Raw genomic sequence first — 16,845 nt, 5'->3', positions numbered from 1 at the left:
CCGGTGCTGCAAATAAAAACAAGGAACATCTATGAGTCAGGATTTGATTCTTGAGACGAGAGGCCTCGTTAAAGAGTTCAAGGGCTTTACCGCCGTGGACGACGTCAACCTGAAGGTCGAGCGCGGTACGATTCATGCTCTGATTGGCCCCAACGGCGCGGGAAAAACCACGGTCTTCAATCTGTTGACCAAGTTTTTGAAGCCTACCCGGGGAAAGTTGCTTTTCAACGGCCAGGATATCACCAGGAAAGACTCTGCTTCTATCGCTCACTTGGGGATTGTGCGTTCCTTTCAGATCTCGGCGGTATTCCCGCATCTGACGGTACTCGAGAACGTCCGGGTTGCGCTTCAGCAGAAACGTAGCGACACCTTCACCTTCTGGCGTTCCGAAAAGATCCTCGATGGGCTTAACGATCGTGCCTTGGAGTTGTTGGACTCAGTGGGCCTGAGAGATTTCTCGAAGGCGAAGGCTGTTGATTTGCCATACGGTCGTAAACGCTCTCTTGAGATCGCTACGACCCTTGCGCTTGATCCGGAATTGCTCTTGTTGGACGAACCGACACAGGGTATGGGGCACGAGGATATCAGTGTGGTTGCCGAACTGATCAAAGAAGTGGGCAAAGACCGCACAATCCTGATGGTTGAACACAACCTGAACGTGGTCGCGGACCTGTCAGACACTATCACCGTACTTCAGCGCGGAGCGATCCTGACCAAGGGAACCTACGAGACCGTATCCGCCGATCCTCAGGTACGTGAAGCCTATATGGGGGTTGAAGAAGGCCAGCCCGAAGGTACCACAGGCAATGAAGCGGCAGTGGGGACCCTGGTATGAGTACGGCGATGAAGGTCAAATCCAACCGCGAAAAACTGCGAATTAGCGATCTGCACGCGTTCTACGGCGAGTCACACATCCTTCACGGCATCGATATGGTCGTAAACCAGGGCGAACTGGTGACTCTACTGGGCCGAAACGGGTCAGGGCGCAGCACCACCCTGAAGGCAATAATGAACATGGTGGGCAAGCGTACAGGGTCCATCATGATCAACGGTCACGAAACCCTGGACATGCCGGCCCACAAGATCGCTCACCTTGGTATCGGGTTCTGCCCCGAAGAACGCGGCATATTCGCCAGCCTTAATGTCGAGGAGAACCTGCTGCTGCCTCCCAAAGTGCGTTCTGATGGCATGTCGCTGGAAGAAATCTACGACACTTTCCCGAACCTTGCCGAGCGCCGAAAAAGCCAGGGGACGCGACTTTCCGGTGGTGAACAGCAAATGCTGGCCATGGCCCGCATCCTGCGAACCGGAGCCAACATCCTTCTGCTGGATGAAATCACTGAAGGTCTCGCACCGGTGATCGTTCAAAAACTCGCGGAAGTGCTGACGAAACTCAAGGAACGCGGCTTGACCGTCATCCTTGTGGAGCAGAATTTTCACTTCGCCGCACCTATCGCCGACCGTCATTACCTGATGGAGCATGGCCATATGGTGGAGGAAATCAAAGCCCACGAACTAGGAACGAAAACAGATCTTTTGAATACCTATCTGGGTGTTTAGAGCCCGGAGGCTTGTTCATCAACGAAGTAAACCCGAAACAAAAACAACGAGTGTGGAGAAAACCATGAAACTGATGTTAAAAACCGCTGCCGCTACTGCATTGATAACCGTTGCAGGCCTGGCTCACGGAAGCTTTTCCGACGACAAGGTCAAGATTGGCGTCCTGACTGATATGGGTGGTGTCTACTCAGATATTACCGGGCAGGGCAGTATCGAAGCCGTGCAAATGGCTGTCGATGATTTTGGTGGGCAAGTGCTCGGTAAGCCTATCGAAGTCATCAGTGCCGACACGCAGCTAAAGCCGGACATCGGATCGACTATCGCGCGCCAATGGATCGAGAACGAACAGGTAGACGTCATTAATGGCGCGGTAGCCAGCTCGGTTACCGGGGCCGTGACCAAAGTGATGAGCAATGCCGGAAAAATCACTCTTATAGCCGCCCCTGCCAGTCATGCTTTCACCACCTCAGCGTGCTCTCCTTACAATGCGCACTGGAGCTACGATGTGGTTTCGCTGGCCAATGGTACCGTAAAGCCGATGGTGGAAGGGGGCAAAAACAAGTGGTTTTTCATCACCGCTGACTATGGTTTCGGGCATGCATTGGAGTCGGTCGCTACCGGTGTTATAGAAGCCAACGGTGGTGAAGTCGTCGGCGGTGTGCGCGCACCTCTGGGAACCTCCGATTTCTCCTCCTACATCCTGCAAGCCCAGTCCTCGGGCGCAGACGTCATCGCACTGGCCAATACTGGCAGCGACATGGTTAACGCCCTCAAGACTGCGGCAGAATTTGGCGTCACCGAGATGGCCGAAGTTGCTGGTTTGCTGGTTTTTACCCCGAATGCCCAAGCCCTGGATCCTGCGATCGCCGGCGGCATGAAGCTGACAACGGGTTTCTACTGGGACATGGATGATCAAACCCGTGAATGGTCCAAGCGCTATATGGCCCGCATGGACGGCAAAATCCCCTCCATGGCACAGGCAGGAGCGTATTCCTCGACCATGCATTATCTGAAAGCAGTGGAAGCGGTTGGCACTGACGAGTCGGACGCCGTAATGGCCAAGATGAAAGAGACGCCGGTCGAGGACTTCTTTTCCCGTAACGGGTACCTGCGTAAAGACGGTCGAATGGTGCACGACATGTTGCAGGTTCGGATCAAGAACGCAGATGAGCGTAATAATGAGAACGACATATTCGCGATAGAAAGAGTGATTAAGGGTGAAGACGCCTTCTTGAAACTCGAAGATGGCGGTTGCGCATTCGCGCTGAGCCAGGAATAACCTTTCCGGGGCAGGGTTACCTGCCCCATATCCCTGATTAACGATAAAAAAGGAAGCTGTTGCTTCTATTTAAAGACTTCTGGGTGTGGTTATGGCGACTTTTTTCGATATCAATCTATTTGCCTTGTTCGGCCAACTGCTGATCGGATTGATCAACGGCTCCTTCTACGCATTGCTTGCGCTGGGCCTGGCGATCATCTTTGGACTGCTCAAAATCATCAATTTCTCCCAGGGTGCGCTCTATATGCTCGGGGCCTTTGCTGCCTGGATCGGGTTGAATTACCTGGGGATCAACTATTGGTGGGCGCTGGTACTCGTCCCCCTGGCCGTAGGCGCCTTCGGTATTTTACTTGAGCGCACGCTGATCCGCCCCATCGCCAATGAAGATCACCTCTACAGCCTGTTGCTGACTTTTGGCATCGCCTTGATACTGCAAGGCCTCTTCACCCACTGGTTTGGCTCATCCGGGTTGTCCTACCCGATGCCCGACGAGCTCATGGGCGGCACGCGACTGCCATTCATGTATCTGCCCAATTACCGGGCCTGGATCATCGTTTTCTCACTGCTGGTCTGTGCAGGCACCTGGTTTGTGATCGAAAAGACACGACTGGGTGGCTATCTGCGCGCTGGTACCGAAAATCCTAGGTTGATGCAGGCCTTCGGTATTAACGTTCCGCTACTGGTAACCCTGACTTATGGTTTCGGCGTTGGCCTGGCCGGACTGGCCGGTGTACTGGCCGCTCCAATATACACAGTATCCCCGGACATGGGCTCGAATATTCTGATCGTGGTCTTTGCCATCGTGGTTATAGGCGGCATGGGTTCCATCGGCGGCGCCATTCTTACCGGTCTGGCCATGGGTATCGTCGAGGGCCTTACCAAGTACTTCTACCCCGAGGCCTCCAACACCGTGATCTTCCTGGTAATGGTCCTGGTGCTGATGGTCAAGCCAGTCGGCTTGTTTGGCAAGGAAGCGTAGAAATCTCTGCGCTACATTTTCGCCGCTGTTCCGTTCTAAGGTAATAAACATGTACAACAAAAAACTCAATCTGGTATTGCTGGGCCTGGCGCTGGTCGCTCCATTCGTCCTCTACCCAGTCTTTCTTATGAAAGTGCTTTGCTTCGCTCTATTCGCTTGCGCCTTCAACCTGCTTCTGGGATTTGCCGGGATGCTTTCTTTCGGCCACGCGGTGTTCTTGGGGACTGGCGCCTACGTAACCGGTTATGTGATGACGACTTACGGACTCACTCCGGAGCTCGGCATTCTTGCAGGCGTAGTTATGTCCGCACTGGTTGGTCTTGTTTATGGAAAACTGGCGGTAAGGCGTGAAGGCATCTACTTCGCCATGGTTACCCTGGCGCTGGCCCAGTTGGCCTTCTTCTTCTTCCTGCAAACACCACTCACTGGCGGCGAAGACGGCCTCCAGGGAATCCCGCGTGGAAAGCTGTTTGGTCTGATCGACCTGACCGACAACATGACCATGTACTACTTTGTTCTCGCCGTTTTTATCATCGGGTTTCTGACCATTTACCGCACCATTCACAGCCCTTTTGGCCAAGTGATGAAGGCGATCCGGGAGAACGAGCCACGCGCCATTTCTCTGGGGTATAAGGTGAATCAATACAAGCTGATGGCCTTCGTGATTTCGGCCACACTGGCCGGCCTTGCCGGCTCCACCAAGGCACTGGTTTTCCAGTTGGCCTCTCTTACCGACGTTCATTGGTTCATGTCGGGCGAGGTGGTTCTTATGACCTTGCTGGGCGGTATGGGTACAATCTGGGGCCCGGTTCTGGGCGCAGCCGCCATTGTTTCAATGCAGAATTTTCTCGCCTCTGGCCCGCTGGCAAACTACATCCATGTGTTGATGGGCGTCGTCTTCGTAATTTGCGTGTTGGCTTTCCGGAATGGCCTGGTCGGCGAACTGCAGAAGGTGATTCGGAAAAACTCCGGTTGATCGATTATTGAAGTCCGGCATAGTCTCAGGATCAAAACAAGTCTTAGGCCTTTAGAAATGCTATTCTGCAACCTCTAACAAGGGTCTGAAACTTAGGCACACAAAGTGCAAATGCTTTCCGCGTTGACTTGAGAATAGTTATTGGTAACTCCAGCAGCGCTTCCTGAATCATTTGGTACAGGCAGCGCTGAGATGCGGGGTTAATAAGAAAGATGGCCGGGGGCTACTTTTTGTTGTTTTCGAAATTCCTTATTGCGTTGGCGTTGTGCGTTAGTCTGAGCTTTGCGCATGCGTCCGTGCTTTCGGAATACGAGGTAAAAGCAGCCTTTTTCTATAATTTTACCCAATTTGTCAGTTGGATCCCGGTACCTGATAAAAAGTTGCCATTACGAATCTGTGTCCTTGGCGACAACCCCTTCGGTGATCTGCTACAACCTCTCGTGGGTCGAAAATCACAAGGGCGAACGCTTGAGCTAGCAAATCCTGAAGATCTTACTGCTGCTGTCGGTTGCAATGTGCTTTTCGTCGGTTCATCAAACCTTCGCAATTTGCCAGCGATTATTGCTACGGCTCAGGAAGGAAACATGCTCACCATCAGTGAACTTCCAGGCTTCATTGGTAGAGGTGGAATAATCGGCTACGTGAAACAAGGCAATATCATTCGCTTCGAGATAAACCTTCAGGCTGCTGATGCTGCTGGCGTGAGCATTAACTCACGGCTGCTGGAGCTGGCTTCGAGGGTAATTCAGTGATGGGCCGTTGGCGTTGGCGTTATTGGCCCCTGAAAGCCAAATTGCTATTCCCGACCTTGTTTACCAGTACCTTGGGCATTGTTTTGGTTTGTGCGAGCCTGATCGTGGTCGAGAATGAGAATTACCGGGAACAGCTTGAGTCCGAGCTGCAGGTCATTGCCGGGATCCTGGCTGAACAATCGGCCGCCGCTCTATTATTTGAGGATCATGAACAACTCTCCAATATTATTTCAAGCCTGCGCAAAATAGAGACGATCAAACAGGCATGTGTTTTCAACGCGTCGGGGGTGCTTATGAGTGCCTTATACAGCTCTGACGATACCAGTTGTACAAACATGAAAGCGCAGCCAGAACTGGGGTTTGTTGGCGACTATTACCGGCTGTCGCAGCCCGTCACGCTTTACGATGATACCGTAGGTCTTATCTACCTCATTTCCCATCTGGAAGTACTTAAAGCACACATACGCACCTTTATTTTTCTGGCACTGGGTATTGGGGTGCTTATTCAGTTGATTTTGGTCTTCGTTGCCTTCAAGTTGCAGCGAGTCGTCTCTCACCCCATCCTTGAACTTTCCGGGGCTGCCGAACGGATTTCACTGGCGCACGACTACACAATTCGGGCGCCGGTGTATGGTAATGATGAGCTGGGCCGTCTCGGTACAACCTTCAACGATATGATAGGCACCATTGAGCAACAGAACCGGCGAATTCTGGAAAGTCGGGATGGTCTTGAACGCATCGTGGAGCACCGTACCTCCCAACTAAGTTTGGCGAACAAGGAACTTGAAGCGTTCAGCTATTCAGTATCTCATGACCTGCGGCAGCCTCTGAGGGCGATAGAAGGATTTGGCCGAGCGCTTGAGGAGGACTGCGAAAGGCTGCTGGATGAAACAGGAAAGGACCACCTACGCAGGATAAGAGCGGCAAGCGTGCGAATGGGGGGGTTGATTGATGGCTTGCTGGTACTTTCACGGGTAAGCCGCCAGCCAATGGAAAGCAAGCGTTTGAATCTCAGCGAAATGCTGCAGGACATTGCGGAGGAATTGATTGATCTCAGTAAACCACTTCCTACCGAAGTGCATATCCAGCCGGATATTTGGGTTGTAGGCGACGGCCGGATGTTACGTATCGCCTTCCAGAACCTGTTGGAAAACGCCTGGAAATATAGTGCTAAAGAACAAGTCCGCCTTATTGAAGTGTCGGCGACTTCAGGTGCTGATTATATTACAATCGCCATACAGGACAACGGCGTCGGGTTCGATATGAGGTATATCGATAAGCTGTTCGTTGCCTTCAACCGACTGCATACACCGTCGGAGTTTGGTGGCACAGGAATTGGGCTTGCTACGGTTAACAGGGTTATCCTGCGACATCATGGCAAAATTTCTGCGAGCTCTGAAGTGGGGGAGGGTGCTAGATTTTGCGTCAGTTTGCCGGTTGGCGATTGATAGTCACAACTATGTTCAGCGCCACACCTGAACTCCACTATTTTCAGTTCAATAGAAGGGTTCAGTGACTAACATGGATGAGTATTCGATCTTGGTGGTAGACGACAATCCAGATGATCAGGTGCTGACTGTTCGTGCTTTAAAAAATGCGAGCAAAAACAGCCCGGTCATCGTATTGGAGGACGGCCAAGAAGCGTTGGATTTTCTATTCGGGGGCGAGAACAAAGGCTCTCGTAGCAACCTGGACTCTCTGGGTGTGATTTTACTCGACGTAAAGTTACCGCGAATCAATGGGCTTGAAGTGCTCAAACATATCCGGTCCTCCCCACTGACAAACTGGATGCCTGTTATCATGATCTCGTCCTCTGATGAACCATCAGAACTGGTCGAGGCCTATCGATTGGGGGCCAATAGCTACATTACCAAGGCAATTGATTATCTTGAATTTATGGATCAGATGACGCTGCTTGCCCGTTACTGGTTGACGGTAAACAAGGTTCCAGAATCCGGTACTGTCCGCGAACTTTAATAAGGTAACGCCAATGATTAACCCAGATAACCAGCTCAGGGTGTTAATCGTCGAAGATTCCGAGGATGATGCGATTCTTCTTCTGCGGGCGTTAAAAAAAGGCGGCATTGAACCGTTTTATCAAGTGGTCGACACAGAAGACGGTCTGACAAAAGCTCTTCAGGATGAAATCTGGGATATTGTCGTCACTGATCACAATATGCCGGGTTTTACCTCGTTCCAGGTGCTGGAACTCACGCGGCAATACGGGGCAGATTTGCCGGTCCTTATCGTTTCAGGATTAATCGGCGAAGATGAGGCTGTCAGTGCCATGAAGGCCGGAGCCCAGGATTACATCATGAAGAGTAATCTCTCCCGGCTAATTCCTGCGATCCGGCGTGAGATTCGTGAAGGTTCTGTCCGCAAAGCCAAACGGCTGGCAGAGTCAACCCTTCAGCATATGGCCTACCATGACAGCCTGACGGACCTTGCCAATCGGCGCGAATTTGAACGTCGATTGTCCCATGCACTCCAGGATGCCCAGGAAACAGGGCGCCACCACGTGCTGCTTTATCTGGACCTTGATCAGTTCAAAATTGTCAACGATACCTCCGGTCACGTCGCGGGTGACGAACTGCTTAAACAGATCGCCAAAATCCTCAATCGTCACATCCGGTCTGACGACACTCTGGCTCGATTGGGCGGTGACGAATTCGGCGTTCTGCTTCGTGGTTGCGAAGCCAGCCATGCAAGAAGGGTGGCAGAGACCCTGTGCGAAGAAGTTCGGGAGTACCGATTCGTCTGGCATAACAAGCCATTTTCGGTGTCTCTGAGCGTGGGCATGGTGGTTATCAGTAACGCTTATAACTCCACCAGCGAATTGCTCAGTCACGCGGACCTTGCCTGCTATGCAGCAAAGGACCGGGGCCGCAATAACGTACAGCTCTATCAGAGTGACGATTCAGAAATGCAGCAGCGACAAGCCGATATGGACTGGACGAGTCGTCTCCAGGATGCTCTGCAAACCGACAGTTTTATACTGTATCAACAGGAAATAGTTCCTTTGCAGGCCCATAATACGGACGTTTTCCGCACCGAATTTCTGGTACGTCTGCAACAAGGTAAAAGTCTCATACCACCTGGCGCCTTCATTCCTGCCGCAGAACGCTTTGGCCTGATGCCGCGCATTGATCGGCGGGTTATTGATATGGCATTCCGCTATCTTGACCGCACTGCCTTGGGCCGAAAGCCCACCGGCACTTTCTTTATCAATCTTTCAGGTTCCTCGCTGAGCGATGGTGAGCTGTATGCGTATATCCGGAAACTCGTCGATAAATACTCCATTCTGCCAGAGCGGGTCTGTTTCGAGATTACCGAAACATCGGCCATTGCCAACCTGAATCAAACCATAAGCTTTATCGAGCAGTCGCGGAAAGACGGTTTTGAGTTTGCACTCGATGACTTCGGTTCGGGCATGAGTTCGTTTTCCTACCTGAGAGCTCTGCCAGTGGATTATCTTAAAGTCGACGGAGGGTTCATTCGTAACCTGTTGGATGACCCTATTGATCTGAGTATTGTTGATGCCTGTAACCGCATAGGGCATGCAGCCGGACTTAAAACCATCGCTGAATTTGTTGAAAATGATGCCGTTAAAGCGCGCGTTACCGAATTGGGGCTCGACTACGCTCAGGGTTTCGGCGTAGCAAAACCCAGGCCTCTCGATTGAAGTTGTCAGACTGCACCAAGGTACCTACCTGCATGTCATTATCTCAAGACGAAAAAAGAATGTTCCATGTTTGAGAATGGTGACCTGATTTTGCGTTATCTGGAACGCCTGGGAGTTGAGTACGTCTTCGGAGTGCCGGGGGGGAGTATCGAGCCGTTCTACAACGCCCTTGCCCGCAGTGAGCGCAGGGGAGGTATCCGTGCGGTAGTGGCCAGACATGAATCCGGAGCTGCATTTATGGCTGAGGGTTATGCGCGCGAAACAGGCAAACTTGGAGTCTGTTGTTCAACGGCCGGGCCAGGCGCTACAAATCTGATCACGGGTGTTGCGTCTGCCTATGCAGACAATATTCCAATGTTGGTAATTTCCGCCCAAACCTCTTTAAATAAGTTTGGCCAAGGTTCGCTGCAAGAAACCTCCTGCACCAGCATCAATACCGTAGAGATGTTTTCACGCTGTACACGCTTTAACACGCTGGTGTCGCACTCCGACCAACTGGAGCCCAAACTGCTTCAGGCAATCAGCCATGCGCTGAGCAACCAACCCGGACCGGTGCACTTGGGTATCCCTTTGGATGTCATGCGCCACCGGGTTTCAGAGTCCCTTGGTGCTTCCAGTCTAAGCGCATTTCTCGATCATGAGGTGGCTCCGAGCCCCGTAGCCCAGCAGCGACTCACACAGGAGCTGTCCGGCATTTCCAGGGCCACAATTGTCCTGGGGGAGGGCGCAGCTGGCTCGGTTGATATACTGATTGCTCTGGCCGAATCGAAAGGCTGGCAACTTGTCACCACTCCTCGTGGCAAGGGGCTGATAGATAGTTGTCACCCCCTTTACTGCGGTGTATTCGGCTTTGCCGGTCATGAAAGCGCTGCCGAAGCTCTCAAACCAGAAAATTCTGAAAGAGTTGTGGTCGTAGGAACAGCCCTTGATGAAGTATCAACCTCCGGCTGGGACCCGACAGCCATTTTATCTGAGCGCCTGATTCATCTATCGAATAACCCTGGACACCTTAGCCGTTCGACCATGGCTCGTTTGGTTGTATTAGGTTCACCCAGGCTTGCGCTCGAGTCTGTCGTAAAGTGTCTGATAAGTGATCGCCGAGAGCGGTGCTCCGGGTCTGAGCCTGCTTTGGATGGCCTGTCGCTGCCTGCACATACGTCGCTCCGTGACCGCTCAAAGTGTTTCTCTCGGGCTGGCAGGATTAAACCGCAAGCGCTCATGACGTATCTGAGCCAGACCTGCCCGCCGACCACGCGGGTCCTCATGGACAGCGGCAACAGTTTTCTCTGGGGAATACATTACTGGAATATTCGCCGGCCTGAAGGTCTCAGTGCCCACCGGAAGCTGTTCCACATCGGTATTGGTTTCGCCTCAATGGGCTGGGCAATTGGGGCCTCTGTTGGCATGGCGGCGGCTACGAAAGGTGACCCGGTAATCTGCGTTACCGGAGACGGAAGCTACCTCATGGCGGGGCAGGAAATAACCACTGCTCTGCAAGAGAACCTCAACTTGCTGATGGTGATACTGAACGATTCAGCCTTGGGAATGGTTCGACATGGGCAGGCCCTTAGTGGCGGCGAGGCCACTGCCAACAAACTCCCGAATATCAATTATGCAATGCTGGCTAAATCCATGGGCATCGAGTCGTATACAATTGAAACTCTGGAGGAGCTGCAGGCACTTGATATTGAAAGGATCCTGGCTCGGCCAGGGCCTTGTTTGCTCAATATTATTATTGACGGTGACGAAGTTCCGCCCATGGGCTCGAGAATGAAAGTATTAACGGGTGCCGTCTAGCCACGGCACCAAGGCCTGTGACATATCCGGTTACGGAATCGAGAATACGCACAAGGGCAAAAAATGGCTTCTGATTATCGCTATCACTCCAATATCTGGCTGGAAGAGCCCGAAGAATCCAATCCTTTCGCAGCCAAGGCAAGTTATTGTCATGGTTACGATGTTTCCGGGCAGATCATTCCCCAAGCCAGCTGGTTTGAGTACTTGCTGCTTATGTTCAAAGGTGATCGTCCGCAGGCTTCAGAATCGAGGTTGCTTGAAAAGCTGGCCATGGTGTTGGCCAATCCGGGGCCTCGGGAGGCCAGTGTTCGTGCAGCGATGAATGCCGGTGTGGCAGGCACTAATCACAGCTCAGCACTTATGGCAGCATTGGCGGTGGGGGCAGGGCAATATGGCGGAGCGCAGGAAGTATCGATCTGTATGCGACTCTGGCAGGAATGTGGTCAATGCCTCGAACTTTGGGGCAACCAACTTTTCAACCCTGAAGAAGATGAACGAGCCGATATCTGGCTCCCAATGGAGCATGCGCCAGGCTTCGACCCCAACGGTGATCGCACGCCTGCTCCGGTTTTGCAATCACTGGACTTTCTTGCCGGCCTTGCGCCCTCAAATGGCTCACTCACCTGGCTGAATCAAAACCGGGCAACTCTGGAAGACACGGTAGGCTATCCATTGGCAATTAGTGGTGTTGCCGCTGCTGCGTTGGTTGATCTTGGGCTGAACGAGGACCAGGGCAGCATGTTGTATCTGATGCTCCGGCTGCCTGGTGCGGCTGTCCACGCGTTGGAGCAAAAGCAAATGGGGTGGAAGAAATTTCCATATTATGGCCCCGCAATAGAGCTGGCCGATGACCCTGGCCCGTTTGAGTCATCTAAACCGGAGCAGGCCCCACTATGAGCCACAAGCATCTACTTGATACCGAAAGCCATTGGGTGACCCGAAAAGGAAAAGCCTATCTGTCGGACCGTGTGGTAATGCACAACAAGGACTTGCACCAGGAGCTTGGCGACTATGAATGGCTCCATCTCTACCTGTATAGCATTCTCGGTCGGGACATAGGAGAGAATGAGGCAAAGCTGTTGAACTTTTACTGGGTGGCCACCAGCTACCCGGATGCGTCAATTTGGCCAAACCATGTTACCGCCCTCGCGGGGACCGTTCGTTCAACTGCCTCTCTGGCATTGATGGCGGGTATGAGTGTATCCGAGGCCTCAATGTACGGTCGACGGCCCGAAGTCAGGGCGCTGGATTTTTTCTACCGGGCAGGGCGCTGGTGTGATGACGGAGGTGAGCTGATAGAGTTTGTGGAACGAGAGAAATCCGCGGGCAGAATACTCTACGGTTACGGTCGTCCATTGGCGAAATCAGATGAGCGGATACCCTACACCATCAAAAAAGCCGAGGAATGCGGGCTGGGAGAGGGGCGCTACCTTAAAATGGCTTTAAACGTTCACGCGCATCTTGAAGCAACCTATGGCTACTCAATGAATGTCGCCGCTATTGATGCGGCTTTGGCTGCCGATGTCGGGCTGAACTGCCAGGAATACCAGCTCTTTATGACGCCCTGCTTCATTGCCGGCATGGTGCCTTGCTACCAGGACGCGAGAGACCAGCCCGAGGGCAGTTTTTTCCCTGTCAGGTGCACGAGTATTGTTTATGGCGGTAGGGCCAAACGAGATTGGAACGGCCCCGAATAAAGCCACGACACGAAACTCTTTATCCGGTCAGAATCGGTACTGAACCTCTGCGACGACATTACGACCAGCCATCGGGAAATCACCTGGGACCAGAGGCATGGGGTCGGAGTAGGGGCTCGGATCCCAAATATCATCATCAAATAGATTCCGCACAGACAAGGACATGTCCAGCCCCAGCCAAAGCCCATCGGTACGTAGTGTCAAATCGACAGTGGTGTAATCAGAAACGGGTTCCCGGGTATCGGCCGCAATCCGCTTTTGCTCGCCGACCCAGTTAAGCTGGGTATTGAGAAACCATCCTGAAACAGCCCTCCATTCTGCACGCCCATACACTTGATGATTGGGCGCCTCACCGACTGCCTCATTTGTTTTATCATCAGTCGCATCCTGATAGGCATAATTGGCAATAATTTTGAGATCGTCTGATACTTGGTAGGTGGCTTCCAGTTCTGCGCCATGACCGTTGCGTTGGCCACTATTTCGGTACACTGTGGAGACAGGGCCGGAAGTGGGCTGTGCAATAATCAGATCATCGATTTCGTAGTAGAAGGCGTTGACGCCATATAGGAACTTCGAGGTCACCTGATGCGATAGGGCAATCTCAAAACTATCGATCGTTTCAGCATCAAGGTCAGGGTTACCTCCGGCAACCGGATTGTTCGCAGCGTAAAGCTCATTCAGTGATGGCGCACGGAATGCTCGCCCATACAGAAACTTTGTAGTAACGGTGTCTGTCGTCGCCCAGATTAGTGCGGCTCGCGGATTGATTGTATTGCCAAAATCCGAGTAGTGATCGTAGCGAAAGCCGCTAACCAGTTGCCAGTTCTGAGCAAACTGCCATTCATCCTGTATAAAAGCATAGTAATTAGTCCGCGCTTCCTCGGGCATCCAGACCTGGCTGGGATCATTGGAAACATCTTCGACACTACCTTTCGGACTGAAATCCGGATTGAAATTTTTGCTCTCGGTAACTTCGTACAAGTCAGCCCAAAACACACCTGCTCCGGTTAGAACACGGTGATTATTCAAATTGCGGTATATTGAGCTCAGGTCAAAGCGAACCTGATTCTCTTTATACCCCGGACTGCCAATGAAACCATCGGGAAAGGTGCCACCAAAAGCGCCAGCTGGGTAGAGAACAATATTATTTTCCGGCTTTTGGGTAATATTGAAGTAGCTTATTCTGGCTTCAACATCGAGCCCATCGGCGACTTGCTGCCAGCGATAACTGTAGTCTGTATTGAATCGTCGGGAACCGTAACGGCCTTCAGGGTCCAGCGCTTGAGCAATGCCGGGGCCGGTGCCCACATTACTCCGATCCTGAAATCCAGCTCGAAGTTGCCAGTTGTCGGCGCTAACATCTAGTCGCGCATCCAATTGGTCTACTGAGGTATTGACTGGACCGGGAGCCAGCGATGCCGATGTGCCGAATGTTGTATCAAAATTCGTTTGATCGTCATGATGGATAGTTTCTCGCCAGCCGTCAGTTTCCTGATACTCGAGCACGAAACTTATACCTACGCCGTCCAGCTGCTTCCCAGTTTCAAGCCAGCCACCCCGGGTGTCAAAGCTCCCTGTCCTGGCCCCAACAACGGTGTCGTGCACGTCCTGCGCAGTCTTGGTGATAATGTTGATAACGCCCGCGTAGGCATCGGCACCATATAAAGCAGAACCCGGGCCCCGGATAACCTCTATACGCTTGATTGCCTTGATCGGCATGCCGCCCCAGACATTACCTCGATTGCCATACATCATGGTGGTTACAGGGATCCCGTTCACCAGCAACAAGGCCTGCGGATTAAAGCTGGAGGTAATTCCCCTGAAAATATATTTGGATGAAAAGGTCTGGTCTGAATGGTTAACGTGCAGCCCTGGCACGGTTTCCAGTACCTGATCAAGGTCCGTTGCGCCCATGGCTGATATGTCGCTGGCACTGATAACGGAGGTAATTGCTGCAGCCTTATCAAGCGGGGTTTCAGTACCAGAAGCTATGGATACCACTCGGATTTGGCCTAGCTCCTCTAACGGCGTGTCCCAAAGGCTATCTTCGCTCCCGGCAGCAATGGCAACTCCTGGTATCAGCAAGAAGGCCAGACCGGAGCTCCACAAACGGGAACGGGGAAGGGGAAGGAAGTGGATAAAGTGTACTCCGGGTAGCATTAGCGCTCTGATTATAATTGGTCCTTCGGATGGTGCAATAATAATCCTAGAGCCTTTCTGTAGTTAAGTCGACGTCCACATAAAGTACATTATTAATAGCCCGGCTCAGGAGCCGGACTTTTCCCTTCTGAACGGGGCCAATTCGGCTCAGCTCCCGCTCTAGAGAGCGCCGAATTTGCCGGATTGAAAGTCGAGCATGGCCTGTTGAATTTCTTCCTGTGTGTTCATCACGAAAGGCCCGTAACCGACAACCGGTTCATCAATGGGTTCTCCACTCAACACCAACAATCGCGCGTCATTATTGGACTCGAGTACGACTTCTTGTCCTTCGCGATCAAGGTTCGCGAGCTCGACTCCACGCAATACATCAGTGCCATTGATCAGAACTGAGCCGTTAAGCACTGCCACCAAGGTGGTGTGTCCACTGGGTACCGGTAAGTTCACGCGTGAACCGGGCTCAAGCCTGAGATCCCACACGTTGATTGGCGTAAACGTACTGGCCGACCCTTGGTGCCCAAGGTACTCACCGGCAATGACACGCAATATTCCACCACCATTTTCTAGCGGCACACGAGGAATATCCTCATTGAGCAATGTCTGGTAAGCCGCTGGCGTGTCCTTCGCTGATGCGGGCAGGTTGACCCAGAGTTGCACCATCTCCAGCAAACCACCTTGCTCGGTGAATTGCCGGGAATGGAACTCCTCATGCACGATACCTGCACCAGCTGTCATCCATTGGACATCTCCTTCAGCGATGAGCCCGCCGGCACCCGATGTGTCCCGGTGTTCAAGCTCACCGCTGTAAACCACTGTAACGGTCTCGAAGCCTCGATGAGGATGTTGGCCAACACCGCGGGGGCGTTGAGCCGGTGGAAATTCCGAAGGCCCGGCGTAATCCAGTAGCAGAAACGGCGAGATATTTGATGCGCCCATCTGATCATAGGAGAAGAGTGAGCGCACCGGAAAACCATCACCCACCCAATGACCTCGAGGGGGGCCGTACGTTGTCAGAATCTTTTTCACTTTGACCTCCTGATGGGTTCATCGGCCCAATGTTTTTGCTGCGTGAATGTGACAATAAAGCAGCTTGCAGGTCCTGAATAGGTGAAGATTTTTGTACTCAGCATCCTATTTTTGAAACGCTGACTGCTAAGGCCTACCTTCGCCGATATAGACGATAAGCGAGAAAACACGCCGCCTAAAAGTGCGATGGGGCGGGGTATTCGCTGGACGACCCGAATACCCCCACCATTAGCTCACTGCTTCTCAGGCAATGTGTTGTAACTGGTAATCAGGTTGCGGTAGTCAGGAATGTGGTTTGAGAACAAAGCACCCAGCCCTTCAATATCGTTGCGCCAGTCTCGGTGCAACTCACAGGCCAGTCCAAACCATGTCATCAGTTGAGCACCGGCCTGCGACATCCGATCCCAGGCAGAGTGCCGCGTCAATTCGTTGAATGTGCCAGACGCGTCAGTCACCACGAATACGTCGTAGCCTTCAGCCAGTGCGGACAGTGCCGGAAAAGCAACGCACACTTCGGTCACCACACCTGCGATGATCAGTTGTTTTTTGCCCGTCTCCTTAACGGCCTTTACGAAGTCCTCATTGTCCCAGGCGTTAATTTGCCCCGGGCGGGCAATGTAAGGGGCGTTGGGAAACTGTTCTTTGAGTTCTGGAACCAAAGGACCGTTAGGACCGGTCTCAAAACTGGTTGTCAGAATCGTTGGAAGTCCAAAGTATTGAGCCAGGTCACCCATGGCCAACACATTGTTCTTGAATTTGTCCGGGTCGATGTCGCGAACCAGGGAAAGCAGACCGGTCTGATGATCTACCATCAGTACCGCAGCGTCGTTTTTATCGAGTCGAACATAGGGCTTACTCATAACATTCTCCTTTTCCTTGATTGAAGCGGTGCATAGCTCTCAGATCGTTGGCCCCTTCCACTTCGGTTTCGGGGATTAAG

At 52.4% G+C, this 16,845-nt stretch carries 15 protein-coding genes; 12 read left to right on the top strand and 3 right to left on the bottom strand.

All coding sequences use genetic code 11. The features are described 5' to 3' along the window. The first annotated feature begins 31 nt into the window (after window positions 1-31). From FFI90_RS05630 to FFI90_RS05575, 12 genes are all read left to right on the top strand, one after another. Entirely contained in the window at window positions 32-835 is an 804-nt protein-coding gene (locus FFI90_RS05630) for an ABC transporter ATP-binding protein (protein ID WP_144776899.1), read from the top strand. Between the two features lie 8 nt (window positions 836-843). Then, on the top strand, window positions 844-1,560 hold the full coding sequence (locus tag FFI90_RS05625; protein WP_144777238.1) for an ABC transporter ATP-binding protein: 717 nt from the start codon (window positions 844-846) through the stop codon (window positions 1,558-1,560). Window positions 1,561-1,624: 64 nt separating this feature from the next. Next, window positions 1,625-2,839 carry an ABC transporter substrate-binding protein gene (locus FFI90_RS05620; protein ID WP_144776898.1) on the top strand — a complete coding sequence of 405 codons (1,215 nt, stop codon included), beginning with the start codon at window positions 1,625-1,627 and terminating at the stop codon, window positions 2,837-2,839. A 91-nt stretch (window positions 2,840-2,930) separates the two neighbouring features. Beyond that, on the top strand, window positions 2,931-3,818 hold the full coding sequence (locus FFI90_RS05615) for a branched-chain amino acid ABC transporter permease (RefSeq protein WP_144776897.1): 888 nt from the start codon (window positions 2,931-2,933) through the stop codon (window positions 3,816-3,818). A gap of 49 nt (window positions 3,819-3,867) precedes the next feature. After that, entirely contained in the window at window positions 3,868-4,794 is a 927-nt protein-coding gene (locus tag FFI90_RS05610; protein ID WP_144776896.1) for a branched-chain amino acid ABC transporter permease, read from the top strand. 212 nt (window positions 4,795-5,006) lie between these two features. Beyond that, window positions 5,007-5,546, top strand: a complete 540-nt coding sequence (locus FFI90_RS05605; RefSeq protein ID WP_144776895.1) for a YfiR family protein — start codon at window positions 5,007-5,009, stop codon at window positions 5,544-5,546. After that, a complete protein-coding gene (locus tag FFI90_RS05600) occupies window positions 5,546-6,994 on the top strand; it encodes an ATP-binding protein (protein WP_144776894.1) in 1,449 nt (482 codons plus the stop codon). Before FFI90_RS05605 ends, FFI90_RS05600 begins: the two co-directional genes overlap by 1 nt. A 73-nt stretch (window positions 6,995-7,067) precedes the next feature. Beyond that, entirely contained in the window at window positions 7,068-7,523 is a 456-nt protein-coding gene (locus FFI90_RS05595; RefSeq protein ID WP_144776893.1) for a response regulator, read from the top strand. A 13-nt stretch (window positions 7,524-7,536) separates the two neighbouring features. Further along, on the top strand, window positions 7,537-9,228 hold the full coding sequence (locus tag FFI90_RS05590; RefSeq protein ID WP_186317914.1) for a two-component system response regulator: 1,692 nt from the start codon (window positions 7,537-7,539) through the stop codon (window positions 9,226-9,228). Window positions 9,229-9,294: 66 nt separating this feature from the next. Next, window positions 9,295-11,025, top strand: a complete 1,731-nt coding sequence (locus FFI90_RS05585; RefSeq protein ID WP_144776892.1) for a thiamine pyrophosphate-binding protein — start codon at window positions 9,295-9,297, stop codon at window positions 11,023-11,025. Between the two features lie 63 nt (window positions 11,026-11,088). Beyond that, on the top strand, window positions 11,089-11,922 hold the full coding sequence (locus tag FFI90_RS05580; protein WP_144776891.1) for a citryl-CoA lyase: 834 nt from the start codon (window positions 11,089-11,091) through the stop codon (window positions 11,920-11,922). Continuing rightward, entirely contained in the window at window positions 11,919-12,722 is an 804-nt protein-coding gene (locus FFI90_RS05575; RefSeq protein WP_144776890.1) for a hypothetical protein, read from the top strand. Before FFI90_RS05580 ends, FFI90_RS05575 begins: the two co-directional genes overlap by 4 nt. A gap of 27 nt (window positions 12,723-12,749) precedes the next feature. Here the strand turns inward: FFI90_RS05575 and FFI90_RS05570 are convergent, their stop codons facing one another. The 3 genes from FFI90_RS05570 to ycaC all read right to left on the bottom strand — a co-directional run bounded on the left by FFI90_RS05570 (window position 12,750) and on the right by ycaC (window position 16,765). Further along, complete coding sequence (locus tag FFI90_RS05570; RefSeq protein ID WP_144776889.1) at window positions 12,750-14,882, bottom strand: TonB-dependent receptor plug domain-containing protein; 2,133 nt, start codon at window positions 14,880-14,882, stop codon at window positions 12,750-12,752. 159 nt (window positions 14,883-15,041) lie between these two features. Continuing rightward, on the bottom strand, window positions 15,042-15,905 hold the full coding sequence (locus tag FFI90_RS05565; protein WP_144776888.1) for a pirin family protein: 864 nt from the start codon (window positions 15,903-15,905) through the stop codon (window positions 15,042-15,044). A 233-nt stretch (window positions 15,906-16,138) separates the two neighbouring features. Then, window positions 16,139-16,765 (bottom strand): isochorismate family cysteine hydrolase YcaC, encoded by a 627-nt coding sequence (gene ycaC / locus FFI90_RS05560; protein ID WP_144776887.1) that lies wholly within the window; start codon window positions 16,763-16,765, stop codon window positions 16,139-16,141. Window positions 16,766-16,845 lie beyond the last annotated feature (80 nt).

Source organism: Marinobacter maritimus, assembly GCF_007671675.1.
GTDB lineage: Bacteria > Pseudomonadota > Gammaproteobacteria > Pseudomonadales > Oleiphilaceae > Marinobacter > Marinobacter maritimus.
Note: the sequence above shows the minus strand (reverse complement) of the source record. Positions and strands in the feature narration are given on the sequence as shown.